25 protein-coding genes and 1 tRNA gene are annotated in these 19,624 nt (G+C 42.7%); 12 read left to right on the forward strand and 14 right to left on the reverse strand.

Going from position 1 to position 19,624, the window contains the following annotated elements; all coding sequences use genetic code 11:
- Positions 1–37: 37 nt before the first annotated feature.
- Both CGZ90_RS03675 and CGZ90_RS03680 read right to left on the reverse strand, forming a co-directional pair.
- Positions 38–700: a potassium channel family protein gene (locus CGZ90_RS03675; RefSeq protein ID WP_094250972.1), complete on the reverse strand. Its 663-nt coding sequence runs from the start codon at positions 698–700 to the stop codon at positions 38–40.
- Between the two features lie 117 nt (positions 701–817).
- Complete coding sequence (locus CGZ90_RS03680; RefSeq protein ID WP_094250973.1) at positions 818–1,366, reverse strand: peroxiredoxin; 549 nt, start codon at positions 1,364–1,366, stop codon at positions 818–820.
- Between the two features lie 221 nt (positions 1,367–1,587).
- Between CGZ90_RS03680 and CGZ90_RS03685 the strand changes: the two genes are divergently transcribed.
- The gene (locus tag CGZ90_RS03685) at positions 1,588–1,794 is read left to right on the forward strand and encodes a ChaB family protein (RefSeq protein ID WP_094250974.1); all 207 of its coding nucleotides are present in this window, start codon (positions 1,588–1,590) and stop codon (positions 1,792–1,794) included.
- Positions 1,795–1,799: 5 nt separating this feature from the next.
- Here the strand turns inward: CGZ90_RS03685 and CGZ90_RS03690 are convergent, their stop codons facing one another.
- The 5 genes from CGZ90_RS03690 to ccpC form a co-directional block, all read right to left on the reverse strand.
- On the reverse strand, positions 1,800–3,134 hold the full coding sequence (locus CGZ90_RS03690; RefSeq protein ID WP_094250975.1) for a hemolysin family protein: 1,335 nt from the start codon (positions 3,132–3,134) through the stop codon (positions 1,800–1,802).
- Positions 3,135–3,414: 280 nt separating this feature from the next.
- Complete coding sequence (locus CGZ90_RS03695) at positions 3,415–3,660, reverse strand: YkuS family protein (protein ID WP_094250976.1); 246 nt, start codon at positions 3,658–3,660, stop codon at positions 3,415–3,417.
- Between the two features lie 114 nt (positions 3,661–3,774).
- Positions 3,775–4,890 (reverse strand): N-acetyldiaminopimelate deacetylase, encoded by a 1,116-nt coding sequence (locus tag CGZ90_RS03700; protein ID WP_094250977.1) that lies wholly within the window; start codon positions 4,888–4,890, stop codon positions 3,775–3,777.
- A 27-nt stretch (positions 4,891–4,917) separates the two neighbouring features.
- Complete coding sequence (gene dapD / locus CGZ90_RS03705; RefSeq protein WP_094250978.1) at positions 4,918–5,634, reverse strand: 2,3,4,5-tetrahydropyridine-2,6-dicarboxylate N-acetyltransferase; 717 nt, start codon at positions 5,632–5,634, stop codon at positions 4,918–4,920.
- A 60-nt stretch (positions 5,635–5,694) separates the two neighbouring features.
- Positions 5,695–6,570, reverse strand: coding sequence for a transcriptional regulator CcpC (ccpC, locus tag CGZ90_RS03710; protein ID WP_094250979.1), 876 nt, complete (start codon positions 6,568–6,570; stop codon positions 5,695–5,697).
- 119 nt (positions 6,571–6,689) lie between these two features.
- On the opposite strand from ccpC, the gene CGZ90_RS03715 reads away from it, so the two are divergent.
- Positions 6,690–7,427, forward strand: a complete 738-nt coding sequence (locus CGZ90_RS03715; RefSeq protein ID WP_094250980.1) for a sulfite exporter TauE/SafE family protein — start codon at positions 6,690–6,692, stop codon at positions 7,425–7,427.
- A gap of 106 nt (positions 7,428–7,533) precedes the next feature.
- On the opposite strand, the gene CGZ90_RS03720 is transcribed toward CGZ90_RS03715, so the two are convergent.
- Positions 7,534–8,415, reverse strand: a complete 882-nt coding sequence (locus CGZ90_RS03720; protein WP_094250981.1) for a cation diffusion facilitator family transporter — start codon at positions 8,413–8,415, stop codon at positions 7,534–7,536.
- A 107-nt stretch (positions 8,416–8,522) separates the two neighbouring features.
- The gene (locus tag CGZ90_RS03725; protein WP_094250982.1) at positions 8,523–9,260 is read right to left on the reverse strand and encodes an SDR family oxidoreductase; all 738 of its coding nucleotides are present in this window, start codon (positions 9,258–9,260) and stop codon (positions 8,523–8,525) included.
- Between the two features lie 132 nt (positions 9,261–9,392).
- Between CGZ90_RS03725 and CGZ90_RS03730 the strand changes: the two genes are divergently transcribed.
- The 3 genes from CGZ90_RS03730 (at position 9,393) to CGZ90_RS03740 (ending at position 11,957) form a co-directional block, all read left to right on the forward strand.
- A complete protein-coding gene (locus CGZ90_RS03730) occupies positions 9,393–9,539 on the forward strand; it encodes an aspartyl-phosphate phosphatase Spo0E family protein (protein WP_094250983.1) in 147 nt (48 codons plus the stop codon).
- A 110-nt stretch (positions 9,540–9,649) separates the two neighbouring features.
- On the forward strand, positions 9,650–11,098 hold the full coding sequence (locus CGZ90_RS03735; RefSeq protein WP_094250984.1) for a S8 family serine peptidase: 1,449 nt from the start codon (positions 9,650–9,652) through the stop codon (positions 11,096–11,098).
- A 265-nt stretch (positions 11,099–11,363) separates the two neighbouring features.
- The gene (locus CGZ90_RS03740; protein ID WP_133063543.1) at positions 11,364–11,957 is read left to right on the forward strand and encodes a hypothetical protein; all 594 of its coding nucleotides are present in this window, start codon (positions 11,364–11,366) and stop codon (positions 11,955–11,957) included.
- Between the two features lie 77 nt (positions 11,958–12,034).
- Here CGZ90_RS03740 and CGZ90_RS03745 read toward each other — a convergent pair.
- Together CGZ90_RS03745 and CGZ90_RS03750 are read right to left on the reverse strand one after the other, a co-directional pair.
- A tRNA-Val gene (locus CGZ90_RS03745) sits at positions 12,035–12,110 on the reverse strand.
- Positions 12,111–12,288: 178 nt separating this feature from the next.
- Complete coding sequence (locus tag CGZ90_RS03750) at positions 12,289–12,843, reverse strand: phosphatidylglycerophosphatase A family protein (RefSeq protein WP_094250986.1); 555 nt, start codon at positions 12,841–12,843, stop codon at positions 12,289–12,291.
- A 125-nt stretch (positions 12,844–12,968) separates the two neighbouring features.
- On the opposite strand from CGZ90_RS03750, the gene CGZ90_RS03755 reads away from it, so the two are divergent.
- The 4 genes from CGZ90_RS03755 (at position 12,969) to CGZ90_RS03770 (ending at position 15,489) form a co-directional block, all read left to right on the forward strand.
- Positions 12,969–13,697 carry an alpha/beta hydrolase gene (locus tag CGZ90_RS03755; RefSeq protein ID WP_094250987.1) on the forward strand — a complete coding sequence of 243 codons (729 nt, stop codon included), beginning with the start codon at positions 12,969–12,971 and terminating at the stop codon, positions 13,695–13,697.
- Positions 13,698–13,759: 62 nt separating this feature from the next.
- Positions 13,760–14,281, forward strand: coding sequence for a YjcG family protein (locus CGZ90_RS03760; RefSeq protein ID WP_094250988.1), 522 nt, complete (start codon positions 13,760–13,762; stop codon positions 14,279–14,281).
- 1 nt (position 14,282) lies between these two features.
- The gene (locus CGZ90_RS03765; protein WP_094250989.1) at positions 14,283–14,717 is read left to right on the forward strand and encodes a GNAT family N-acetyltransferase; all 435 of its coding nucleotides are present in this window, start codon (positions 14,283–14,285) and stop codon (positions 14,715–14,717) included.
- Between the two features lie 64 nt (positions 14,718–14,781).
- Positions 14,782–15,489: a DUF421 domain-containing protein gene (locus CGZ90_RS03770; RefSeq protein WP_094250990.1), complete on the forward strand. Its 708-nt coding sequence runs from the start codon at positions 14,782–14,784 to the stop codon at positions 15,487–15,489.
- Here CGZ90_RS03770 and CGZ90_RS03775 read toward each other — a convergent pair.
- On the reverse strand, positions 15,486–15,710 hold the full coding sequence (locus CGZ90_RS03775) for a hypothetical protein (RefSeq protein ID WP_133063544.1): 225 nt from the start codon (positions 15,708–15,710) through the stop codon (positions 15,486–15,488). The two genes, CGZ90_RS03770 and CGZ90_RS03775, sit on opposite strands and share 4 nt — an antisense overlap.
- Positions 15,711–15,861: 151 nt before the next feature.
- Here CGZ90_RS03775 and CGZ90_RS03780 point away from each other — a divergent pair, with 151 nt between their 5' ends.
- Both CGZ90_RS03780 and CGZ90_RS20615 read left to right on the forward strand, forming a co-directional pair.
- Positions 15,862–16,083 carry a hypothetical protein gene (locus CGZ90_RS03780; RefSeq protein ID WP_133063545.1) on the forward strand — a complete coding sequence of 74 codons (222 nt, stop codon included), beginning with the start codon at positions 15,862–15,864 and terminating at the stop codon, positions 16,081–16,083.
- A 42-nt stretch (positions 16,084–16,125) separates the two neighbouring features.
- On the forward strand, positions 16,126–16,290 hold the full coding sequence (locus tag CGZ90_RS20615; protein WP_165766752.1) for a hypothetical protein: 165 nt from the start codon (positions 16,126–16,128) through the stop codon (positions 16,288–16,290).
- A 99-nt stretch (positions 16,291–16,389) separates the two neighbouring features.
- Here CGZ90_RS20615 and CGZ90_RS03785 read toward each other — a convergent pair whose 3' ends face one another.
- Together CGZ90_RS03785 and CGZ90_RS03790 are read right to left on the reverse strand one after the other, a co-directional pair.
- Positions 16,390–17,286 carry a magnesium transporter CorA family protein gene (locus CGZ90_RS03785; RefSeq protein WP_094250993.1) on the reverse strand — a complete coding sequence of 299 codons (897 nt, stop codon included), beginning with the start codon at positions 17,284–17,286 and terminating at the stop codon, positions 16,390–16,392.
- A 193-nt stretch (positions 17,287–17,479) separates the two neighbouring features.
- Complete coding sequence (locus CGZ90_RS03790; protein WP_094250994.1) at positions 17,480–18,637, reverse strand: BMQ_0737 family morphogenetic spore coat protein; 1,158 nt, start codon at positions 18,635–18,637, stop codon at positions 17,480–17,482.
- A gap of 116 nt (positions 18,638–18,753) precedes the next feature.
- Here CGZ90_RS03790 and CGZ90_RS03795 point away from each other — a divergent pair, with 116 nt between their 5' ends.
- A complete protein-coding gene (locus tag CGZ90_RS03795; RefSeq protein WP_094250995.1) occupies positions 18,754–19,620 on the forward strand; it encodes a hypothetical protein in 867 nt (288 codons plus the stop codon).
- The last annotated feature ends 4 nt before the right edge of the window (positions 19,621–19,624 follow it).

Below are 19,624 nucleotides of genomic sequence, written 5' to 3' on the forward strand. Positions count from 1 at the left end.
ATCAATTAAAAAAACCGCCCTTTGGCGGTTTTTTTTTTTACGTTCGGGCCAGCTGGCTTTCGAGGCGGTTAATGCTCTTATCACCGCCAATAACAATTAATATGTCACCTCTGGATATCGGTTCTCCTGCAGGCGGCGAAACAATGATATCATCTCCTCTTTTAATCGCAACAACATTGCATCCATAACGGGCGCGTATATCAAGCTGCGCCAGTGTTTTACCTATCATTGCTGCAGAAGCGCTCAGTTCCACGATACTATGTTCTTCTGACAATTCAAGATAATCAATGACGCTGTTGGAAACGATCTGATGGGCGATCCTGACTCCCATATCCCTTTCTGGATGAATGATTCGGTCAGCACCTATTTTCTTCAGAACTTTTTCATGATAATCATTTTGAGCCTTTACAGTAATCTTGCTCACACCAAGCTCTTTCAAAATCAAAGTTGTCAGGATACTGGAATGAATATTGTCGCCTATCGCAACGACTACATGCTCAAAATTCCTTATTCCCAGACTTTTCAATACCCCTTCATCCGTCGTATCAGCTACAACAGCGTGAGCGGCGATCGTTGAAAACTCATTAACACGTTCTTCGTCTACATCGATAGCCAGTACGTCCATACCTTGGTTAGTAAGTGCGCGGCACATGTTGCCGCCAAATCGTCCTAATCCGATAACTGCAAATTGCTTTTTCATTTGTTCACCTCTGCTGACATATCTTTCTTATGCTTCCCTCAAACGAGCACTATGTATTATTTTCGCCATATGTAAAAAGGAACCCTGCTGTAACAGGGTTCCTTGATATTAATATTTTTAAACTTCGAGTGTCTTTTGACCTGGCTTCCAGTTAGCTGGGCACAATCCGCCAGTTTGAAGCGCTTGAAGGACACGCAATGTTTCTTCTACGTCACGTCCAATGTTGTTGTGGTTAACAACAGAATACATGAGTTCTCCTTCTGGAGAGATGATGAACAAACCGCGAAGAGCGATTCCTTCTTCTTCAATTAGAACACCGTAGTCACGTGCTACAGAATGGTTTGTATCAGCGGCAAGAGGGTATTTCAGCTCGCCAAGTCCGTTCATATCGCGCGGAGTGTTAATCCAAGCTTTGTGAGTGTGAATTGTATCGGTTGAAACGCCGATTACTTCAGCGTCAAGATCTTCAAACTCATCATAACGGTCGCTTAAAGAAGTGATTTCAGTTGGACATACGAATGTAAAGTCCATTGGATAGAAATAAAGAACTGTCCATTTGTCATTTTTCATGTTTTCTTCAAGGCTTACTTTACCAAATTCTTTGTTTGGCAATACTGCGTCCATCTCAAATCGAGGTGCTTGTTTTGCTACCATACGTTCTGCCATGCGTAAAACCTCCACTGCTTTTTTTATTACAGGCATTATTATAATACAAACGCTTATTTTTAGTCAATCTTATATAATAATAAATTTAAATAAGGCTGTATTATCTCCCTGTAATAACATCTCCTTTATGATAACAAGTTAATCAATGAATGTGAAATAAACGACCTCGTTTTAAAATGTCTTTCATTAGGGAAGAACAACAAAAAGGAGGGATAATAAGCATGCCATATGACAAACTGAGTGACCTGCCGGATCGTGTAAAGGATCACCTTCCACATCACGCCCAAGATATATATAAAGAAGCTTTCAACTCAGCCCTGGAGGAGTATAACAGCGAGGAGACCGCACATAAAGTTGCCTGGAGTGCCGTTAAGCATAGATACGAAAAGCAAGATGACGGCGACTGGGCAAAAAAGAAAGACACCTGATTATATCAGGTGTCTTTCTTTGCTGGCTCATCTTCGTGTTCATTTTCAATTTCTATAGCAGTCCGTTCAATCGCTATCTTTTTTACTTGGTGTCCATCCAGATCAAGTACTTTAAAGTTATAGCCCTGATATTCGACTGTACTCCCTATTTCAACATCAATCTGCTTTGTCAAAATCCATCCCCCAATTGTATCGAGTTCAGAATCATCGAGATCGAGTGATAAAAGGTTATTGACTTCAGAAATCAATACCTTGCCGTCCACAATAATATTATCTGGCGAGATGCGCTGGACTTCCGGTTCTTCATCTTCATCAAATTCGTCACGGATCTCCCCGACAATTTCCTCTAAAATATCTTCAACGGTAACGATACCTGCCGTGCCTCCGTATTCATCGACAAGTACTGCCATATGCGTCCTATCTTTCTGCATCTTCACTAGCAGTTTCTGGATCGGCGTTGTTTCATGGACCGTAATGATTGGTCTAATATAATCTTCCAGCCTGCCATCTTCCCGATCTACATATTCGTTAAAAAATTCTTTAATATTCACTAGTCCGGTAATATGGTCTTTATCAAACTCTGCTACTGGGTATCGTGTAAACTTTTCACCTCTCATAATCTCCATGTTCTCAAGGAATGTTCTTTCTTTAAATAAACAAACAATTTCCGTTCTTGGCACCATAATCTCCTTAGCTACTCTATCATCGAATTCGAAAATTCGGTTTACATAACGGTACTCTGACTGGTTTATTTCTCCGCCTTGAAGGCTTTCAGAAAGAATGAGTCTCAGCTCTTCTTCGGTATGCACCATTTCATGTTCCCCTGCAGGCTTCAGTCCAAACAGCCTTGTCAGCAGCATGGCTGAGCCGTTCAAAATAAAAATGAATGGGTACATGATTCTGTAGAACCATATGAGAGGATGCGCTGTTGCAAGACTGATGGCTTCGGCTTTCTGTATAGCCACAGTCTTGGGGGCAAGCTCTCCGAGCACCACGTGAAGAAAAGTTATAAGGAAGAAAGAAACGCCGAATGATATGGTGTGAGCTAGTGCGTCTGATATTTCCATCCTTTCAAAAACCGGAAGGAGGAGCTTAACCACTGTCGGTTCGCCCAGCCACCCTAAACCAAGTGCTGTAATGGTAATCCCAAGCTGGCAAGCAGATAAATACCCGTCAAGATTATTGATGACTTTCTTTGCTGCGATGGCCTTTTTATTTCCTTCTGCAGCTAGATGGTCTATTCTCGTTTTTCGAATTTTGACGATTGCAAATTCAGAAGCAACGAAAAAAGCAGTTAGAATGATCAGTATAACGATTAGAACAATATTAAAGATTGGCAATAGAGTCCCCACCTGTCTGTATAAAGTGCAGTATAGCCGGAAGGCTGCTGTTGAACCTGCCCACGCAATTCTTGCCTAAATACTTCCCTAATGAGAAGTGTAATAAACGGACAGTTTTCATGTATAAAGATGAAGAAATGATATGAGTGCTAATGAAAACCCGGCAGACAACCAGCCTTTGCTGATATGCACTTAATATTTTATCTTTTTATTACGCCGAATCTTTTCAATAAAAAAGATATCTCTCATAAAAGTGCAAAAAAGGACAGCCGCGGCTGTCCTACTGGTTTACCCTGCTCTCTACCTGTGCGCATACATCCTCAGCAGACATCCCGTGAGCATTTAGCACAGAACCCTGGATAGCCGCGTTTTGGATGCCCATCATGTTCTGGTCCTGACCTGAAATCACGCAGCAGTCACAACCGTTAGCGTCGCTTTCCTGCTTCAGCTCAACCACTTCATGACCTTGTGCTCTAAGAGCTTCGGAAACTGCAGTCAGCGATTGTTCAACACCGATTCTCGCCATACGTAACACCTCCTTACCCGTTTAATGTTGCCTTTGATGGGAAAAATATTCTTCACCGCCGGTTCAGAAATAAAAAAAGCCGGACGTCTGAAGAAATTTCTTCAGACGCCCAGCTCATCCTATATGCTTTAAATATTTCGTCAGCAGGTCAACTGCAAAAGGTATGGCTTTTTCATCAGGCTGCAGTTTGGAATGATGCAGACCATAAGGTGTATCTACTCCAAGCCAGAACATAAATCCAGGAACAGATTCAAGAAAATAACCGTAATCTTCCCCTGTCATCGCTTCTCTGCATGTGATAACTTGCGCGATTCCAGAGTTCTGAGCGAATTCAATGAACTGTTCAGTCAGATCATGGTCATTATCGACCATCCTGTAATTTGCACCATAGTCAATGACTGCTTCACATTCAAAAGAAGCAGAAATCCCTTCTATCATCTTTTCAATACGGTGTTTCACTTTAACCATCGCTTCAGCTGACAGCGTACGTATTGTACCTTCCAGCCTCGCTCTTTCAGCAATAATGTTCTGCTTTGTTCCGCCTGTAATCTTCCCAACGGTAATAACAGCAGAATCCAACGGGTCAATATTGCGGGACACCACTGTCTGCAGCTGCGTAACTAAGTGGCTTGCTGCAACAACCATGTCGTTGGCTTGCTGAGGATAAGCAGCATGGCCGCCAGTGCCTTTTAAATCAATAAATAATTCAGACGTGTTGGCGAACAGCAGACCCGGTTTTGTTGCAATCGTGCCGACCGGATATTCAGGGGCTATGTGAAGAGCGACCATCATGTCCGGTTTGTTTTTCAGGAAAGCTTCACATTCTCTCATCGTTAACGCACCGCCTGGACCCTCTTCAGCAGGCTGGAAAACAAAGAGCAGGTTATGCTCTGCCGGCGATGCCGCAAAATGCTGCAGCAGTCCTATGGCAATCGACATATGAAAATCATGTCCGCATGCATGCATGAATCCTTCATGTGTTGAAGCGAAATCAAACCCTGTTTCCTCTGTAATAGGAAGGCCGTCCATATCAGCACGGTAGCCTATCGTTTTGTTTCCTGTCCGTCCTTGCACTTTAACGATTATTCCAGTTTTCCATGTTTCAATTTCAAGATGTTCTTGCGGTAGAGCTGCGATCACGTTTAATAAATACGACTGCGTTTTAAACTCTTCAAAGCCCGGTTCTGGAATTTGATGAAGCTGCCTGCGCAGTTCAATTAGAGAATTCATCGTAAACGTCTCCTTAAAAGGAAGAAATCAGTCGTTTAACTGGCGAAGCTCTTGCTTGATTTCTGTCTTTGATTTCGTTTTTTCATCGATTTCTTTAATCACTCGTGCAGGTGTTCCCGCAACAACCGTATATGGAGGAACGTCTTCGATAACGATTGCTCCAGCCGCTACAACAGCACCTTTCCCAACAGTAACCCCTTCAAGCACAACAGCATTAGCGCCAATCACAACATCGTCTTCAACGACAACTGGCTTAGCTGACGGCGGTTCGATAACACCAGCTAGAACAGAGCCAGCTCCGATGTGGCAGTTCTTGCCGACAGTTGCGCGCCCGCCAAGTACTACATTCATATCAATCATCGTACCTTCTCCAATGACAGCTCCGATGTTTATAGAAGCTCCCATCATGATGACTGCATTGTTTCCAATTTCCACTTGGTCACGGATAATCGCACCTGGCTCGATACGTGCATGGATATTTTTCATGTCTAAAAGAGGAATAGCAGAATTTCTGCGGTCGTTTTCGATCACATAATCTTCAATTTTACCTTCGTTTGCTTTCAGAGCAGCGTCAATTTCTTTCCACTCTCCGAAAAGCACGCCTGTTGAACCGTTTAAGAACGTCTTTGTATCTTTTCCAAAATCGATCCCTTCAAGATCACCTTTAACGTAAACCTTTACAGGTGTCGATTTTGTGCTGTTTTGAATAAATGAGATAATTTCGTTTGCATCCATCATTTTCATAAAAATACATCCTCCTTAATACCAATCTGTCTTGTATTAAACCACTAAATGCTGTAACTTTCAAACCTTATTAATAGGAAACTCATCGACTAATTCTAAAAATGCCTTCACCTGGTTCAGTTCGCTCGCTGTGCCGTGATGAACAAGCCATGTATCGCGCTCCATATCACTGCTGTTTTTTGTAGAAAGAGGAATTTTGAAAAATTCGTCTTCACTCCGGAGGCTTACTGAAGGAAGGATTGCATAGCCGATGCCATTCAGCGCCATCTGTTTGCATGTTTCAATCTGGTCTACAATAATGGTTTTTTTCGGTGCCGTCTTAAAATGTTCATGCCACCAGTCCTGAATTTCCTGATAATACGTGGAATGGCTCTTGAACTGGATGAATGGCTTATTCGTCTCCCCCAGTTCCTCGATAGACGAAAGTGAGGTATCAACTAAATACAGCCGGTCACTGAATAAATGCCTTTTTTCGCCTCTCCAGTCTGGGTTTCCCCTTACAATGCCAATATGAATGCTCTCCTCATGTAAATGCCTTATAATCTCGCTCGTCCAGCCAGTAATCAGTGAGATGTTCACATTCGGATAAAGGCTGACGTATTTCTTCAGCACATTTGGAAGCCAATACTGGCCGATAATTGAGGCTACAGCAAGTTTTAATGTACCGTGCACCTCGTGAGACATCGATCGGATTTCCTCTTTCACCTTTTCTTCTCGTTTCAAAGAATCGTTCACATATTCAATAATTTTTTCACCTGCCGGAGTCAGTGTCAGTCCTTTTTGAGAGCGGATGAAAATTTTCGTTCCCCACTGACTCTCTATCGTCTGCAGCCGCTGGCTTAAAGCAGGCTGAGAAACAAAGAGTCTTTCTGCTGCTTTTCGCATGTTCAGCTCTAATGCCAGCACATGAAGAATTTCTAATTCAGATAGCTGCAAAAACTACCTCTCCTTTAATAAGTTTTTCTTATGTACAGTTATCATTATATACGAATTTCTATTATGACTTACAAAGAATAAGATAAAGGAAGAAAAAGGAATTGATATGAGGTGATTTTATGATGATGTTATTGCTTTTTTCTATCGGTATTATAGCCACTTTTTTAGGTACATTAGCAGGAGGCGGAGGCATACTTAGTTTTCCTGCAATGCTGTTGCTCGGAGTCCCTCCACACTTCGCTATAGCTTCAAACAAGTTTTCCAATACTTTCAGCTCCTTCTCCAGCTTCTTCGTATTGCTGAAGAAAAAAGAAGTAACCTTTTTAACACTTGTTGTACCAGGCGCATTCAGTCTTGCAGGAGGAATCGCCGGAAGCCAAGCGGCGGCAGCCATCCCGCCAGATGTCATGAAGGTCGCAGCCCTTGTTCTGCTTACATTCGCCCTTCTGCTGACTTTTATGAAAAAGCCTGACGAAAAAAGCGGGGAGTTAGAACGGCTGCCAAGGTCTGTCTACCCTTACCTGTTCGGAATCGGAGCTTACGACGGCATGTTCGGACCTGGGCAAGGCACGCTGCAGATGAATCTTTACTTATCCAAAGGCTTTTCTGTCATGAAATCTATCGGATTCACTAGATTCAATACGTTTTTAAGCTGTATAGGTGCCGCTGTCTCCTATATAGCATCAGGATTTTTCTTGCCAGAAGTTGCCCTTCCCTTAACAGCTGGCAGCATTATCGGAGCACAGCTTGCCGTTAGAACTGCCGGTAATTTATCAAAAAAACAAGTACTGCTGATGGTAAGAGCACTTACCGTGATCCTCATAGTTCAGCTAGGAATACAGCTCACAGGAATCTAACTATTGGGGTACGGTACCATATTTCATTACATAGCATCATTAATGTAATTTCATTAGATGGTACCGTACCCCAGAGGTCTATAAATCAAAAAACAGAGTGAAATGGTCACTCTGTTTTTGGCGTGTGATCATGCGGTTCCACATGCACTTGTATACTTTCCACCCGGTAAGCTTCCTTCAGCAGTTCTTCCACCCGCTCTGTTATTTCGTGGCTCTGAATCACATTCAGTTCAGGATCAACTAAGATCGTGACATCGATGATCGCTCTGTTTCCATGCTTCCTCGCCTTCAAGTCACCTACTGTCTCTACTCCCTGGACACTTAATATCTTCTTCTCCATCGTTTTGCCTTCTTCATAATCAAAGCCATCGGATAAGTTGTGGGAGGTTTCAGAAAAGATTTCCCAGCCTGTTTTAATAATAATCAGCCCTACGAAAATAGCGGCCGCAGGATCAAGCCAAGGAAGCCCTATTTGAGAGCCGGCAATACCGATCGCGGCACCAAAGCTGACAAATGCGTCAGAACGGTTGTCAAGAGCCGCTGCTTTCAGTCCCTGGCTTTCCGTTTCTTTCGCTGTCTTAATATTTACTGCAAAAATGGCGAGCATGACTAACCCGGAAAACACCGCAACAGCTGCTGCGAGCAATGAAGGTTCCTCACCGGCCCCTGATGTGATCTTTTTTACAGATGAAATAAGAACCTGCAGTCCGATTACGACCATTATAAACGAGGCCACCATCGAAGCGATTGTTTCTGCACGAAGATGTCCGTATGGATGGTCTTCATCAGCTGGCTTGCGGGAAATTTTAAGACCGATCAGGACCGCAACAGAGGCCACAATATCCGTTGCGTTGTTCAGCCCGTCAGCTACTAGCGCATCGGAAGAAAACTTCCAGCCTGCTGCAAGCTTAACGACCGAAAGAAAAATATAGGCGCCGAGACTAAAATAAACGCCCCGTTCCACCCTTTTATGCATGTTTTCGTTCATACGTTCGACTCCCTTTTTCAATTCACTTACCTATCATAAAAAAAGGAAAGCGGGTGGGTCTAGAGAAACGTTTTTCACTGCGGGCAACAAATTAGTGCTGTTAAAAATTAATGTTCATATATCATCTTTTTTGTCATTCCGCCATCTATCACCATATTATGTCCATTAATAAAATCATTTTTACCATCTGCTAAAAAATAGCAAGCTCGCGCGATGTCTTCTGGCACTCCTACCCTATTGGATAAGTGCTGTTCATGGTCCACTTCTCTCAGCCGAGAGTAATCTCCTGTTTCAATCCAGCCAGGGCTAATACAGTTTACTCGTATATTGTAAGAACTCAGTGATACGGCGAGCGCATGCGTCAGTGACACAATCCCGCCCTTTGAAGCAGCATATGCCTCAGTATCCGCTTCGCTCATCGCTGCCCTTGTCGAGGCAATATTGATGATGCACCCTCTGTCTTTTTCCATCATGATTTTCGCCGCAGCCTTCGAGCAAAGGAAAGTCCCTCTTAAATTAGTGTTGATTATACTGTCCCATTCTTCTATTTCCAGTTCAAACATCGATTTGTAGATCATTCTTCCAGCATTGTTAATAAGGCAATCCACTCTTTCAATTCCGCCGAACAGCTTTTCTACTTGATCTGGGTGGGAGATGTCAGCTTCTACTAATGTTATTTCTGCTTTAGGATTATGATTCATAACAGTGTCTTTTAATTCTTTAAGTCTATGCTGATCAACATCTGCTAGGACAGCATGATACCCTTTTTCGATAAAATAGATAGCGATCGCCTTACCTATTCCATTCGCCGCTCCTGTTACGACCACTGTTCTTCTGCCGTTCATTGCAAAACCTCCAATTGTATTTTTTTGTCGCTTGATGGGAAGTTTTCCCGAATCCCTTAAAAGATTTCGCCATAATACGATAATATGTATATACCTTTCAGAGAGATAAAGTAAGCCAGGGGGTTTTTGTTCATGGATTTTTTAATAGAGATGAAAAGAAAACAATTACTGCACACCGCTCGTGTTTTTGGCATGACGGCGCAGGAAACCATCCGGTGCAGCCAGGAGCTCGACAGGCTTTTGGATCTTCAGCAGTCGTTCAAGAAGACATCTGCATAGTCATACAAGCAAAGCTGGGACCTCAATGTTTCCAGCTTTTTTGATGCTTTTTTACCGTGCCCAATTTCTTCCCCATTCATATCGTCCGAACATAAACTGTGGATGATTAAATGATCAAAAAAGCGGGTGGAATGATGGCAAAAGTAAAAATGCTGGTCGGTTTTAATTCCAGTGTAACTGCACAAGAAATGAAATCGCTTCATACAACTGCAGGTACAACTGTCATAAAAGCGTTTAAAGAAATAAACGTTCATCTAGTTATGCTCGAAAAAGACATCCTTTCAAAAGCGGTTTCTGTTTATAGAGGAAGCGGTATAGTCGATTTTATTGAAGCAGATGCCAAAATAAGACTTGAATTGCCTCCGGTCAATGTAAGTGTGGTGCCGAACGACCCCGGACTTCAGCAGCAATGGGGGCTTCAAGCCATTAGAGCAGAAGAAGCATGGAGCATCTCTCCGCAAGACAGCCTTTCCACAAGAATCGCCATATTAGACACAGGTATAGATACTGCACATCCAGATCTTGCAGAAAAAATTATCATTTCAAGAAACTTTACCAATTCCCCTACTGTTGAAGATCAGTTCGGACATGGCACACATGTTGCAGGCATTGCTGCAGCCATAACCAACAATAATATTGGAGTCGCTGGCGTTAGCTTCAATAATGCGTACATCATGAATATAAAGGTTCTGGGGGATTCTGGTTCAGGTGACTGGTCCTGGCTTGCGGACGGCATTTTATTTGCTGTAAACAATAACGCAAATGTGATCAACATGAGTTTAGGAGGCACCTCTCAATCAGACACCGTAAGAAGAGCGATCGATTATGCGGTCTCTAATGGCGTAGCGGTCGCTGCTGCGGCTGGAAATGATTCAAGCAATACACCTCAGTATCCAGCAGCATATTCTGGAGTAATCAGTGTTGCTGCAACAAACCAAAGTGATCAGCTGGCAGAGTTTTCGAACTACGGCGCTGCCTGGGTCGATGTTGCAGCCCCGGGTGTTGAAATATTATCCACGACACCCGGAAACAGCTATGGCTTTCTGTCTGGCACATCAATGGCAACTCCGTTTGTCAGCGGGCTGGCTGCTTTGATTCTCACAACATATCCAGATTTGTCAGGTACTGAGGCAGCAAATGTGATCCGACAATCGTGCGATCCGATATCAGGAACAGGAGAACTGTTCTTAAACGGCAGAATAAATGCTGAAGCCGCATTGATGCTTCCCAGAAGTCTATTAACGAATGTTGAGCCTGAGCAAATACAAGAAAGCAGCAGCAGTTCGTCGATTGCCCCAAAAATAAAAAGTGTAAAAAAACCTGTTCAAAATAATCCAAACATGTTAAGACCAGTTAAAAATACAGCTAGCAGCCTATTAATCAATTTAGATGAATCATCTTCCATACTAATTAACGAAAGTAAACTAAAAAAGTATGAAGACGCTCGTGTGAACAGCAGTTCGTCCAGTTCTCTAAAGCCACTAAGAGTAGAAAAATCATCTCGAACGGGATCTCAAGGTCCAGTTTACAAGCCAATAAACCCATGGAAGATCTATTAAGCATTACAGGAGCCGCTCTATCTTGGAGCGGCTCCTGTTTATTTTTAAGAATTAAAATATAGGTTTTAACGCCTATACAATTCGACTCCTTTTTACATAAAATAATGTAAATACTTCACTTTTTACCATGGAGGTTTTCACTATTAAAAAGAATTGCATTTGTCATTCACTTTGCAAATTATCCGCAGGGACAAATATATTATTGGTACTTAACGGCTCATCCCAAAGCATTCCTTTACAATTCCAAAAATGCATAAATCATTGTGTGACAGGAATAAGCAGAGGGAGAGCAGTCGCGATTGATTGCAGCTGCATATGCACGTTTACCATTATTCCTCAGTGCCGTGAAGTAACCACGACTTTTACGAACCTAGAACCCATTGGAATACCAAACTCGGGTACTGCGACACCATACCCTTCTAATATTTTTGTCGAAGGTCTAAGCGGACCTATTATTAAAGTGACCGTGCAGCTAAACAATTTAAGCCATACTTTCCCTGATGACATCGATATATTGCTTGTTGGACCTGTCACAACGCAAAATGCCATCATCATGAGTGATGTCGGTGGAGGCGGAGATGCTGTCAATGTCACCTTGCTCCTAGACGATGATGCCCCTACCCCACTGCCAGACGTCGGACCTCTTGTGTCCGGAACTTTTCAGCCAGCTAATTACGGCGGACCAGAAGCCTTTCCGCCGCCTGCACCTGCTCCAGCAGGAGGTTCTGCTCTAAGCATCTTTAACGGATCCAATCCAAACGGACTATGGAGTCTTTATATAGTGGATGATTTAGGAGGAGACGTTGGTAGCTTAGCAGGCGGATGGGAATTAAATATCACTACATGTGAGTTTCAATAATTAGTCTGAAGAAAAAACAAAAAAGCCGCTCAAATGAGCGGCTTTTTTCTATGTATATTTCAATTTAAGCTATGTTATGGTGACCCGAGAGGGGTTCGAACCCCCGACCTCTACCCTGTCAAGGTAGCGCTCTCCCAGCTGAGCTATCGGATCGATTTATGTATTAAGGACAATATTTACTATACTTGAAAAGCTAGCAATCTGTCAACCAATCAAAGCAAACTTTTTCTCTTCTATCACGGTGTTTTTTGGGGGGTACGGTACCATTAAGGTAACAACGCTGGCAGTGCTGCGTTTAGCTTCAATGGTACCGTACCCCCAACATCATTGCTTACCCGATCTTTTCTTCTTCGTCGTGAAGCTTCAGCTCCACCGGTGAGAGGTTCTCTTCTCTGTCGCGCAGGCGGTGCGCCAGTCTGCTTGAGGCGTTGGCCGCGATGCTGGCGACAAGGTCATCCAAGAAAGTATGGATCCCTTCAGACGTTTTCGTATCCAGCTTACGGATAATTCCGGTCTTATATTTATCCAGATGACCGAACGTCGTAACGGCGATGCTGCCGTATCCAAAAACCGCTCCAAGCGCGATCGTCTCATCTACCCCGAACAGCCCTTCATCGCTTTCTACGATTGATTGCAGCGGCTCAGAAAGCATTTTGCGCTCTGCCAGTTTATCAAGCTCAACCCCAACTAAAATGGCATGCTGTATCTCGCGTTTTGTCAGGACAGCCTCCACACTTTCAATACATTCTGCAAGAGACAGTCCAGGAGAAAACGGAGCTTGCATCTCATATACAATTTCAGCTATATCAGGTGTCGTAACACCGCGTTCAAGCAACAGACCTCTTGCGGCCGCCTCTACGTCACGGCTGTGCACTCTTCTATTCAAAACATCACCTCATCAATAATTATATGCGGTACACAAAACGAAATAGTACGTTCATTATACCATCTTATGTTAAAATGAACGCGATGTAAGCGCTTATTACTGTACTTTTTTCAGGAGGCAGAAAGATGGCAATATTAAAAGGTAAAATTGAAGACCGGACGATTTACAGCAAGGAACTGAGCGAAGATATTGAAGTGTTTGTCTATCTTCCTCCAAAATACTCGACCTTGGTTAAGTATCCTGTCCTGATCGCTCAGGATGGAAGAGATTACTTTCAGCTCGGTAAGTTAGCTAAGACGGCTGACCGGCTCATGCATGAAGGAACGATTTCTGAATTTATTCTTTTCGGAATCACCCATAAAGGCATCGAAGATCGTAACAGTAAATACCGCCCGGAAGGCGACAAGCATGACGCCTATCTTCGATTCCTCGCCCATGAACTGGTGCCTTGGATCAACCGTGAATTTAACACACTCATGCTCGGCAGCTCGACTGCTCTAATCGGCGACTCACTCGGCGGCTATATTTCATTAAAAGCTGCACTGCTATACCCTAACACTTTTAGTAAACTGATTCTGCAGTCGCCTTATGCACCTGACAGTGTGCTTAAGGAAGTGGAGGAAAGCAATAAAATATCCGCCGTACAAATCTACCATTCCATCGGCGATGAAGAACATGCGTTTAAAGTGCCTTCTGGCGAGGTGAAGAACTTCCTAGACCCTAACCGGAAGCTGAACTGCATCCTGGCTGAAAAGTCCATGCAATATAAATACCATGAGTTTAACGGCAGTCATCTATGGGTAAATTGGCAGCATGACATCATCCCCGGCCTTACCTTTTTGTTCCGTGACTGACGGCAGTGGGAAAGTGACAGAATTTTTGATATACTAGGCAAAAAGATGAGGGAGGAACTGTTATGAGATATGGTATCGCCATTTTTCCGTCCAAATTATTGCAGGATAAAATCAACTCTTACCGCAAACGCTATGATCCCCACTATGCCCTTATCCCGCCTCATATAACGATTAAAGACCCTTTTGAGGCAGATGAAGCTGAGCTTAAGGAAATTATCTCTTATATCGAACGGGTTGCTGCTGAGGCAGAACCTGTTAAGATCGATATTACAAAAGTCAGTTCTTTTTACCCTGTTAATAATGTAATTTACCTGAAGGTTGAAGAGAACAGTGCCCTTTCTGCTCTACATGATCAGCTTTATTCAGGGCCGCTAGAGCATGAACAGCCATACAATTTCGTACCGCATCTGACACTCGGGCAAAAATTTTCCGATGAAGAGCATTCAGATGTTTTAGAAAGACTGAAAATGCTCGACATCCGCCATTCAGAAACAATAGACCGATTCCAGCTCCTATATCAGCTGGAGAACGGCTCATGGACTGTATATGAAACATTCAGGCTGAAGGGCGGGTCACGCGATTAACATGGAAATCCGCACCTATTCTTCAAGCGAAACTGGCTTCAATGATGCGCTTGAAGTAAGAAAGAATGTCTTCGTAGTCGAACAGCAAATACCTGAAGAAGAAGAAATTGATGCATTGGAAAACGAGTCTCTTCATTTCGTGCTTTATGATGACCATACCCCTGTCGGCGCAAGCCGTCTGAGATCATATGATAACGGCGGGAAAGTCGAACGCGTCTGCATCCTTAAAGATTGGCGAAAAAAAGGATTGGGCGAAGAATTGATGAAAGCGATGGAAAAAGAAGCCGAAAGATTGGGATACTCTTCTCTCCTTCTTAACGCCCAGACTCAAGCAGAAGATTTCTACAAGAAGTTAGGATATGCAACCGTTTCAGCACACCCTTTTCTCGATGCTGGCATACCGCATGTTGCAATGAAAAAAAAGCTGGTGCCTTAAAAATGGCGCCGGCTTTTTTGTTTATCGTTTTATGTATTGGAAACAATAGAAAAAAACGAAGGAGATGAAGGCGTTGAATTTTGGTTCGTTGACAGCAGAGCTCTTTTTCGGCTTTTTCGCACTGTTTGTATTAACAAAAGCGCTAGGCAAAACTGAAATAACACAGCTGACACCCTTCGATTTTATTTCTTCACTTATTCTTGGAGAATTGCTGGGCAATGCCATTTACGATACAGAAACAAATTTATGGATGATATTTTATGCAGTAGCAGTATGGGGAGGTCTCGTTTACGCGATCGAAATTTTATCGCAAAAATTTAAAGGAATGCGGAAATTGCTTGAAGGATCCCCTGCTATCGTAATTCGCAAAGGCATGATTGTAAGAGAAGAATTAAAAAGAAATAAGATTGATATAAATCAGCTGCAAAATTTAATCAGGCAGAAAGGCTATTTCAGCTTAAGAGAGATCGAATATGCTATCTTGGAAACGAACGGCACAGTTTCAGTAATGCCTAAACATCTATACAGCACACCGAACAGAAGCGATCTGAAATTGCAGGATCAGGCGGCAGAACTTCCTGTAACACTTATCATGGACGGAGAAATCATATTCGACAACTTACAAACGGCGGGAATCTCCAAGGAACAGCTGCTTTCTAAGATTAAAAAGCATGGGATTTTTCATGTTGAGGACGTATTGTATGCTGAGATGCTCAGCGGGCAGCTCCTCGTGATGCCGTTCAAACTCAAAGATATCCAGAACAATAACTAGACAGTTTCGTTTATATAATACCCTTTTAATTCTTGTTCCAAATAGCGCGGAAATCTTCTTTTGTTCATATTATCGGCTTCATAAGAACCCTTTTTACTATTCTGTTCATACTTGTTGACTCTGTGAACAGACGAAACCCTTGGAATCCCATCAGACTGCTGTCTCATCCGTTCTGCATACTGAACATATATTGGGTTGGAAACCGGCAAAATGTATCCCATCTTGTAATCAGCTCCTTTATGAAATAAATACCCCATTATATATAAATTATGCAAAAGAGAGCTCCTTCCTTTTAAGGATGCTCTCTTTGTTAATACTTTTTATTCCCATGGATCATAAAAACGTTTTTTCTTCTTTTTCGTTTTTTTCGGATTGCATATATCACAAAAGCTGGATGACGATGACTCCTTACAGATGCTGCTGCAGCTCGAACTTGAAGATGATTCTGAACATACACTGCTGCAGCTTGATTTAGAAGATGATTCCTTGCAGACACTGCTGCATTTTGAAGAAGACTCCCTGCAGACACTGCTGCATTTCGAAGAAGACTCCCTGCAGACACTGCTGCATTTCGAAGAAGACTCCTTGCAGTAGCTGCTCGAGCTTGAACATGATGATTCCGGCACGAAGCTGCTTGTGCTTGAGCAGGATGATTCCGGCACTTGTCTGCTTGTGCTTGAGCAGGATGATTCAGATTCTGGTACGCAGTATGAACTTGAAGATGAAGATTCGGATGAGCAGTCTTCTTTATGTTTCTTGATGATTACTTTATTCGCTTTAATGATAATTTTATCTGCATAAAACTCTTTCTTATCATCGTAAGATTGTGACATTCTACAACCTCCTTCTCAAGATAGTACATTTTATGCACAAATCTAGAGAAGGGGTATAGGCATCTTACTAAAAATTAACCGCGATATGATTAGCTGCTCTTATCTTGTAATTCTCTTTGTGAAAATAAACAAAAGCTTCAACCGTTATATGGTTATCAATCTGTTTCTTGAAAGGAATCTGAAAATCATTCAGGCTGATACGGGCACCTTGTAACAGCACCGTTTCCTTTAATGGACATACCCAAAGTTCTCCCCTGTCTTTTGCCTCAGCTGCCCAATCATTGTCCATGTACATCCATTGCGACTGGCCGATTTCTTCAGCCGAAGGGTTAGAGATCATAGAAAGGATTTTCCCCTTCATCGCTGCTGCTTCTGCCGGCAGGAACCGAAAACAAATATGCGGGTTTGATAAAGGCTGAACCCCAGTGTTTTCAAGCGTGAATGAACCTCTGATAAAACCATTTTTCTCTTCTGTAAATATAACCGAATAATCAAAATAACCTGTGCAGCGGAAATCTTCTTTTACTGCGCCAGCAGCAGTGTTATCTCCCGCTGTTTGCATACTTCCTTCAAATGAGGGCTCTAGCATGCGGTTAATGCTCATTCTTTTTTCCATGCTTTTTACACGCTGCTGATAAAGGTCAATCTGCTGATCCTTTTCATTCAATTCGATTTGAATTTTCCCTAACAAATCTTCATAACCTTTTATTCTTTTTTCAAGCTCATCAGCTTGAGACAAACGCAGCTTGTATTGGAGGTCCTCCAAATCGGTTTTTAACTGTGCTAGTTCTTTTTCCTTTAATTCGAGTGTTTTTATGTTTCCATTAGTATTCAAGTCATTTTCCAGCTTTTCAATCTGTTCTTCTGCAAACAACAGTTTTTTCTCTAGATCAAGAGCTTTTTCTTTATAGTACTCTGTCCTTGATATCAGTCGTTCGTAGCTTAATTTTTCCTGAGCATTCATGGATTTTCCCCCTTGAAAGAATCAGCTTCTTTTTTCATTGTATGTAGAAACAGTGCCACCTTTCCCATTTTCAAAAAGAAAACACAGATATCAATCAGCCATAGCTGCTCATAAGCCTTCAAAAGCCATAAATAAAAAAGAGGAGATCCTAGTCTCCTCTTACTTCATTGCAAGAATAGTATGGCTGATGGAATTAATGTCCAGACGATACGCAGTCCTGCAGTTCAATCTCACCAGCATCAGCCGTTACGATGCCTGATTCAAACACTGTTACTCCTTCAGCGTTGATCAGCTGTACCTGGAACTGGTTGCCTTCGTTGGTTTGTACGACTGCTAGGTTAAAGTCATACAGTTCACCTGTTGTGCTAACGCGGCCAGTACCTGAAATTGTCAAGCGCAATCCGCCGTTATACTTGTCGCAGCAAAGTGTATCCTGATCAAAAGATACAGCAGTGAAGTCAAAGTCACTTTGGCCGTCGCTTGTGTCTGTATCATTGAAGCTCAGACGGAAAGAGCTGTTGTTGATGCTGCAGTTCGGGCATACATCAACAAGTATGGCGAGTCTGCCGCTTTCTGTTGAATTTTCCCCGGTAAGACCGCTCGCTTCGCCTTTCGCAGAGCAATCACAGCCTGCGCGTGGATAAATATCAGGACATTGCGGCGGGAATGTAATCGGATCGCACATGCTGGCAACATCTTCTGGCGCCACAAGATCATTTTCACGCGGCGAGCAGAACTTAGCAAGCACTTCAAGCTTCACTTCCGCTTCCACTTGAATATCGACACAGAATGTAATTTCTACTTCAAAAGTCAGTGGTGCTGGACTGTTAAGAAGCACTGTGCCTGTCGGAATTCGTGCGATGATTTTTGTAATACGGCAGTACAGGTCTGTTCCATCTGGATAGCAAAGCACGAAAGATTCGAAAACTGATGCGTTTACAAGCAGCTCAGTTACGACATCACCGTTGCGGTCCACTACCTGAACTTTGACATCTGTTGTAAAAAGAAGATCGACAAGCTGAGCTTCTGCAAACCCGCCATTCAAAGAGACCGTAACATTTCTTTTCTCTCCGACTTGCTCACATAGAAAATGTGATGAGTGGTTTTCTGACTCACTCTCAGAAAGCGGAAATACTGGAGGGGTTTTTGGCACCTTTGTGACAATGCGCAGCGGGCGTCGGCAAGGATCATCCATCGCTTTTTCTATCTTTTTAATCTGTTCTGAGGAGAAAGCGACAGATTTTCTGACAGTTAGTGAGTCGGTCACCCAGTCGTAAACTTTCTGAACTCGTATACATTCATCCTGCAGACTGTTAGCAGCCTTAGGGATGTGCTTGTGATTGTTTCCCATCTTTTCCCTTCCTTTCCTCAACATGTTCTTAAGATTCCATACATACTATGGAAATGAAGCGGGTTATGACACAGAAACAAATGCCTATTTTTTAAGAGAGACGAGGTGCAACGAGAATGCAGGAATTGTATTACAACAGCAAAAAAATCTGCACTGTTACTGAGAATGAGTATTCTCAGTTCAAGCTTCTCTGCCCGTATTGGGGATTGAGTTTAATAGATAAAGCGAACGTAATATTAGGTGCTCTCTCCACATTTATGATTGGCGTGCATGGACTATCACAAAAAAAATTCGAACAGCTCAGCCAACTTCTGCAGCATACGGGCGTCTCATTGACGGAAAACAGGCTGACACCAGCAATACAGCACATGCACATTGTGTTTGAATCGGTCCATCATATGCCAATCAGCATTAAAACAGATTCCGGTAACACCTTTTATTTGAATCCAATTAAGCCCGTTCAAGACACTCCTGTTCAATCTGCCATTCACAAGCAAATCTATTTGAAGCCGAAAAAAGGAGATCTTTACATTACCGTAAATGCAGAATACGAAGAAAACATTTGCGAGTATATTTCCTATATCATCATTCAAAGATGTATAAAAGAACAGTTTCAAACATTATCCTCGGTTTCTTCAGATATCTTTTATTTACTGAATCAAAATGCTTTGTCATTGATCAACCCTGTTTTCGCTGATGTTCAAAAACTTGCATTTTCAGAGCCAGAAACACAAATGAGTATTCTTCCACCGAAAGTGGAGAAAAAAGAAGAGCCTGCTGCCATAGAAGAAGATCAATGGGAGTCTTGCGATACATCCGTCCACACAACACCACAAGCTTTATCTAGAAGGCGCAGCTTACAAGGTACACATCCTATCAATCCTTTTAGGCAAAATTCTGGTCCGGTCTCCCCTATCGCTCCTTTTCAGTCAGGTGCAGAGAAAAAAAACAGTGCGGTCATACGTCCATTTCACTTGAACTAGCACA

Source organism: Fictibacillus aquaticus (genome assembly GCF_002245695.1).
Taxonomy (GTDB): Bacteria; Bacillota; Bacilli; order Bacillales; family Fictibacillaceae; genus Fictibacillus; species Fictibacillus aquaticus.

Bases quoted from the DNA above. Each gene is read 5' to 3' on its own strand.
- CGZ90_RS03695 (WP_094250976.1), bottom strand. From the start codon at position 3,660: ATGGCGAGAATCGGTGTTGAACAATCGCTGACTGCAGTTTCCGAAGCT.
- CGZ90_RS03760 (WP_094250988.1), top strand. From the start codon at position 13,760: ATGAGATATGGTATCGCCATTTTTCCGTCCAAATTATTGCAGGATAAA.
- CGZ90_RS03680 (WP_094250973.1), bottom strand. From the start codon at position 1,366: ATGGCAGAACGTATGGTAGCAAAACAAGCACCTCGATTTGAGATGGAC.
- CGZ90_RS03765 (WP_094250989.1), top strand. From the start codon at position 14,283: ATGGAAATCCGCACCTATTCTTCAAGCGAAACTGGCTTCAATGATGCG.
- CGZ90_RS03790 (WP_094250994.1), bottom strand. From the start codon at position 18,637: ATGGGAAACAATCACAAGCACATCCCTAAGGCTGCTAACAGTCTGCAG.
- CGZ90_RS03735 (WP_094250984.1), top strand. From the start codon at position 9,650: ATGATCAAAAAAGCGGGTGGAATGATGGCAAAAGTAAAAATGCTGGTC.
- CGZ90_RS03700 (WP_094250977.1), bottom strand. From the start codon at position 4,890: ATGAATTCTCTAATTGAACTGCGCAGGCAGCTTCATCAAATTCCAGAA.
- CGZ90_RS03685 (WP_094250974.1), top strand. From the start codon at position 1,588: ATGCCATATGACAAACTGAGTGACCTGCCGGATCGTGTAAAGGATCAC.
- CGZ90_RS03770 (WP_094250990.1), top strand. From the start codon at position 14,782: ATGAAGGCGTTGAATTTTGGTTCGTTGACAGCAGAGCTCTTTTTCGGC.
- CGZ90_RS03675 (WP_094250972.1), bottom strand. From the start codon at position 700: ATGAAAAAGCAATTTGCAGTTATCGGATTAGGACGATTTGGCGGCAAC.
- CGZ90_RS03715 (WP_094250980.1), top strand. From the start codon at position 6,690: ATGATGATGTTATTGCTTTTTTCTATCGGTATTATAGCCACTTTTTTA.
- CGZ90_RS03720 (WP_094250981.1), bottom strand. From the start codon at position 8,415: ATGAACGAAAACATGCATAAAAGGGTGGAACGGGGCGTTTATTTTAGT.
- CGZ90_RS03795 (WP_094250995.1), top strand. From the start codon at position 18,754: ATGCAGGAATTGTATTACAACAGCAAAAAAATCTGCACTGTTACTGAG.
- CGZ90_RS03730 (WP_094250983.1), top strand. From the start codon at position 9,393: ATGGATTTTTTAATAGAGATGAAAAGAAAACAATTACTGCACACCGCT.
- CGZ90_RS03725 (WP_094250982.1), bottom strand. From the start codon at position 9,260: ATGAACGGCAGAAGAACAGTGGTCGTAACAGGAGCGGCGAATGGAATA.
- CGZ90_RS03775 (WP_133063544.1), bottom strand. From the start codon at position 15,710: ATGGGATACATTTTGCCGGTTTCCAACCCAATATATGTTCAGTATGCA.
- CGZ90_RS03755 (WP_094250987.1), top strand. From the start codon at position 12,969: ATGGCAATATTAAAAGGTAAAATTGAAGACCGGACGATTTACAGCAAG.
- dapD (WP_094250978.1), bottom strand. From the start codon at position 5,634: ATGAAAATGATGGATGCAAACGAAATTATCTCATTTATTCAAAACAGC.
- CGZ90_RS03785 (WP_094250993.1), bottom strand. From the start codon at position 17,286: ATGAATGCTCAGGAAAAATTAAGCTACGAACGACTGATATCAAGGACA.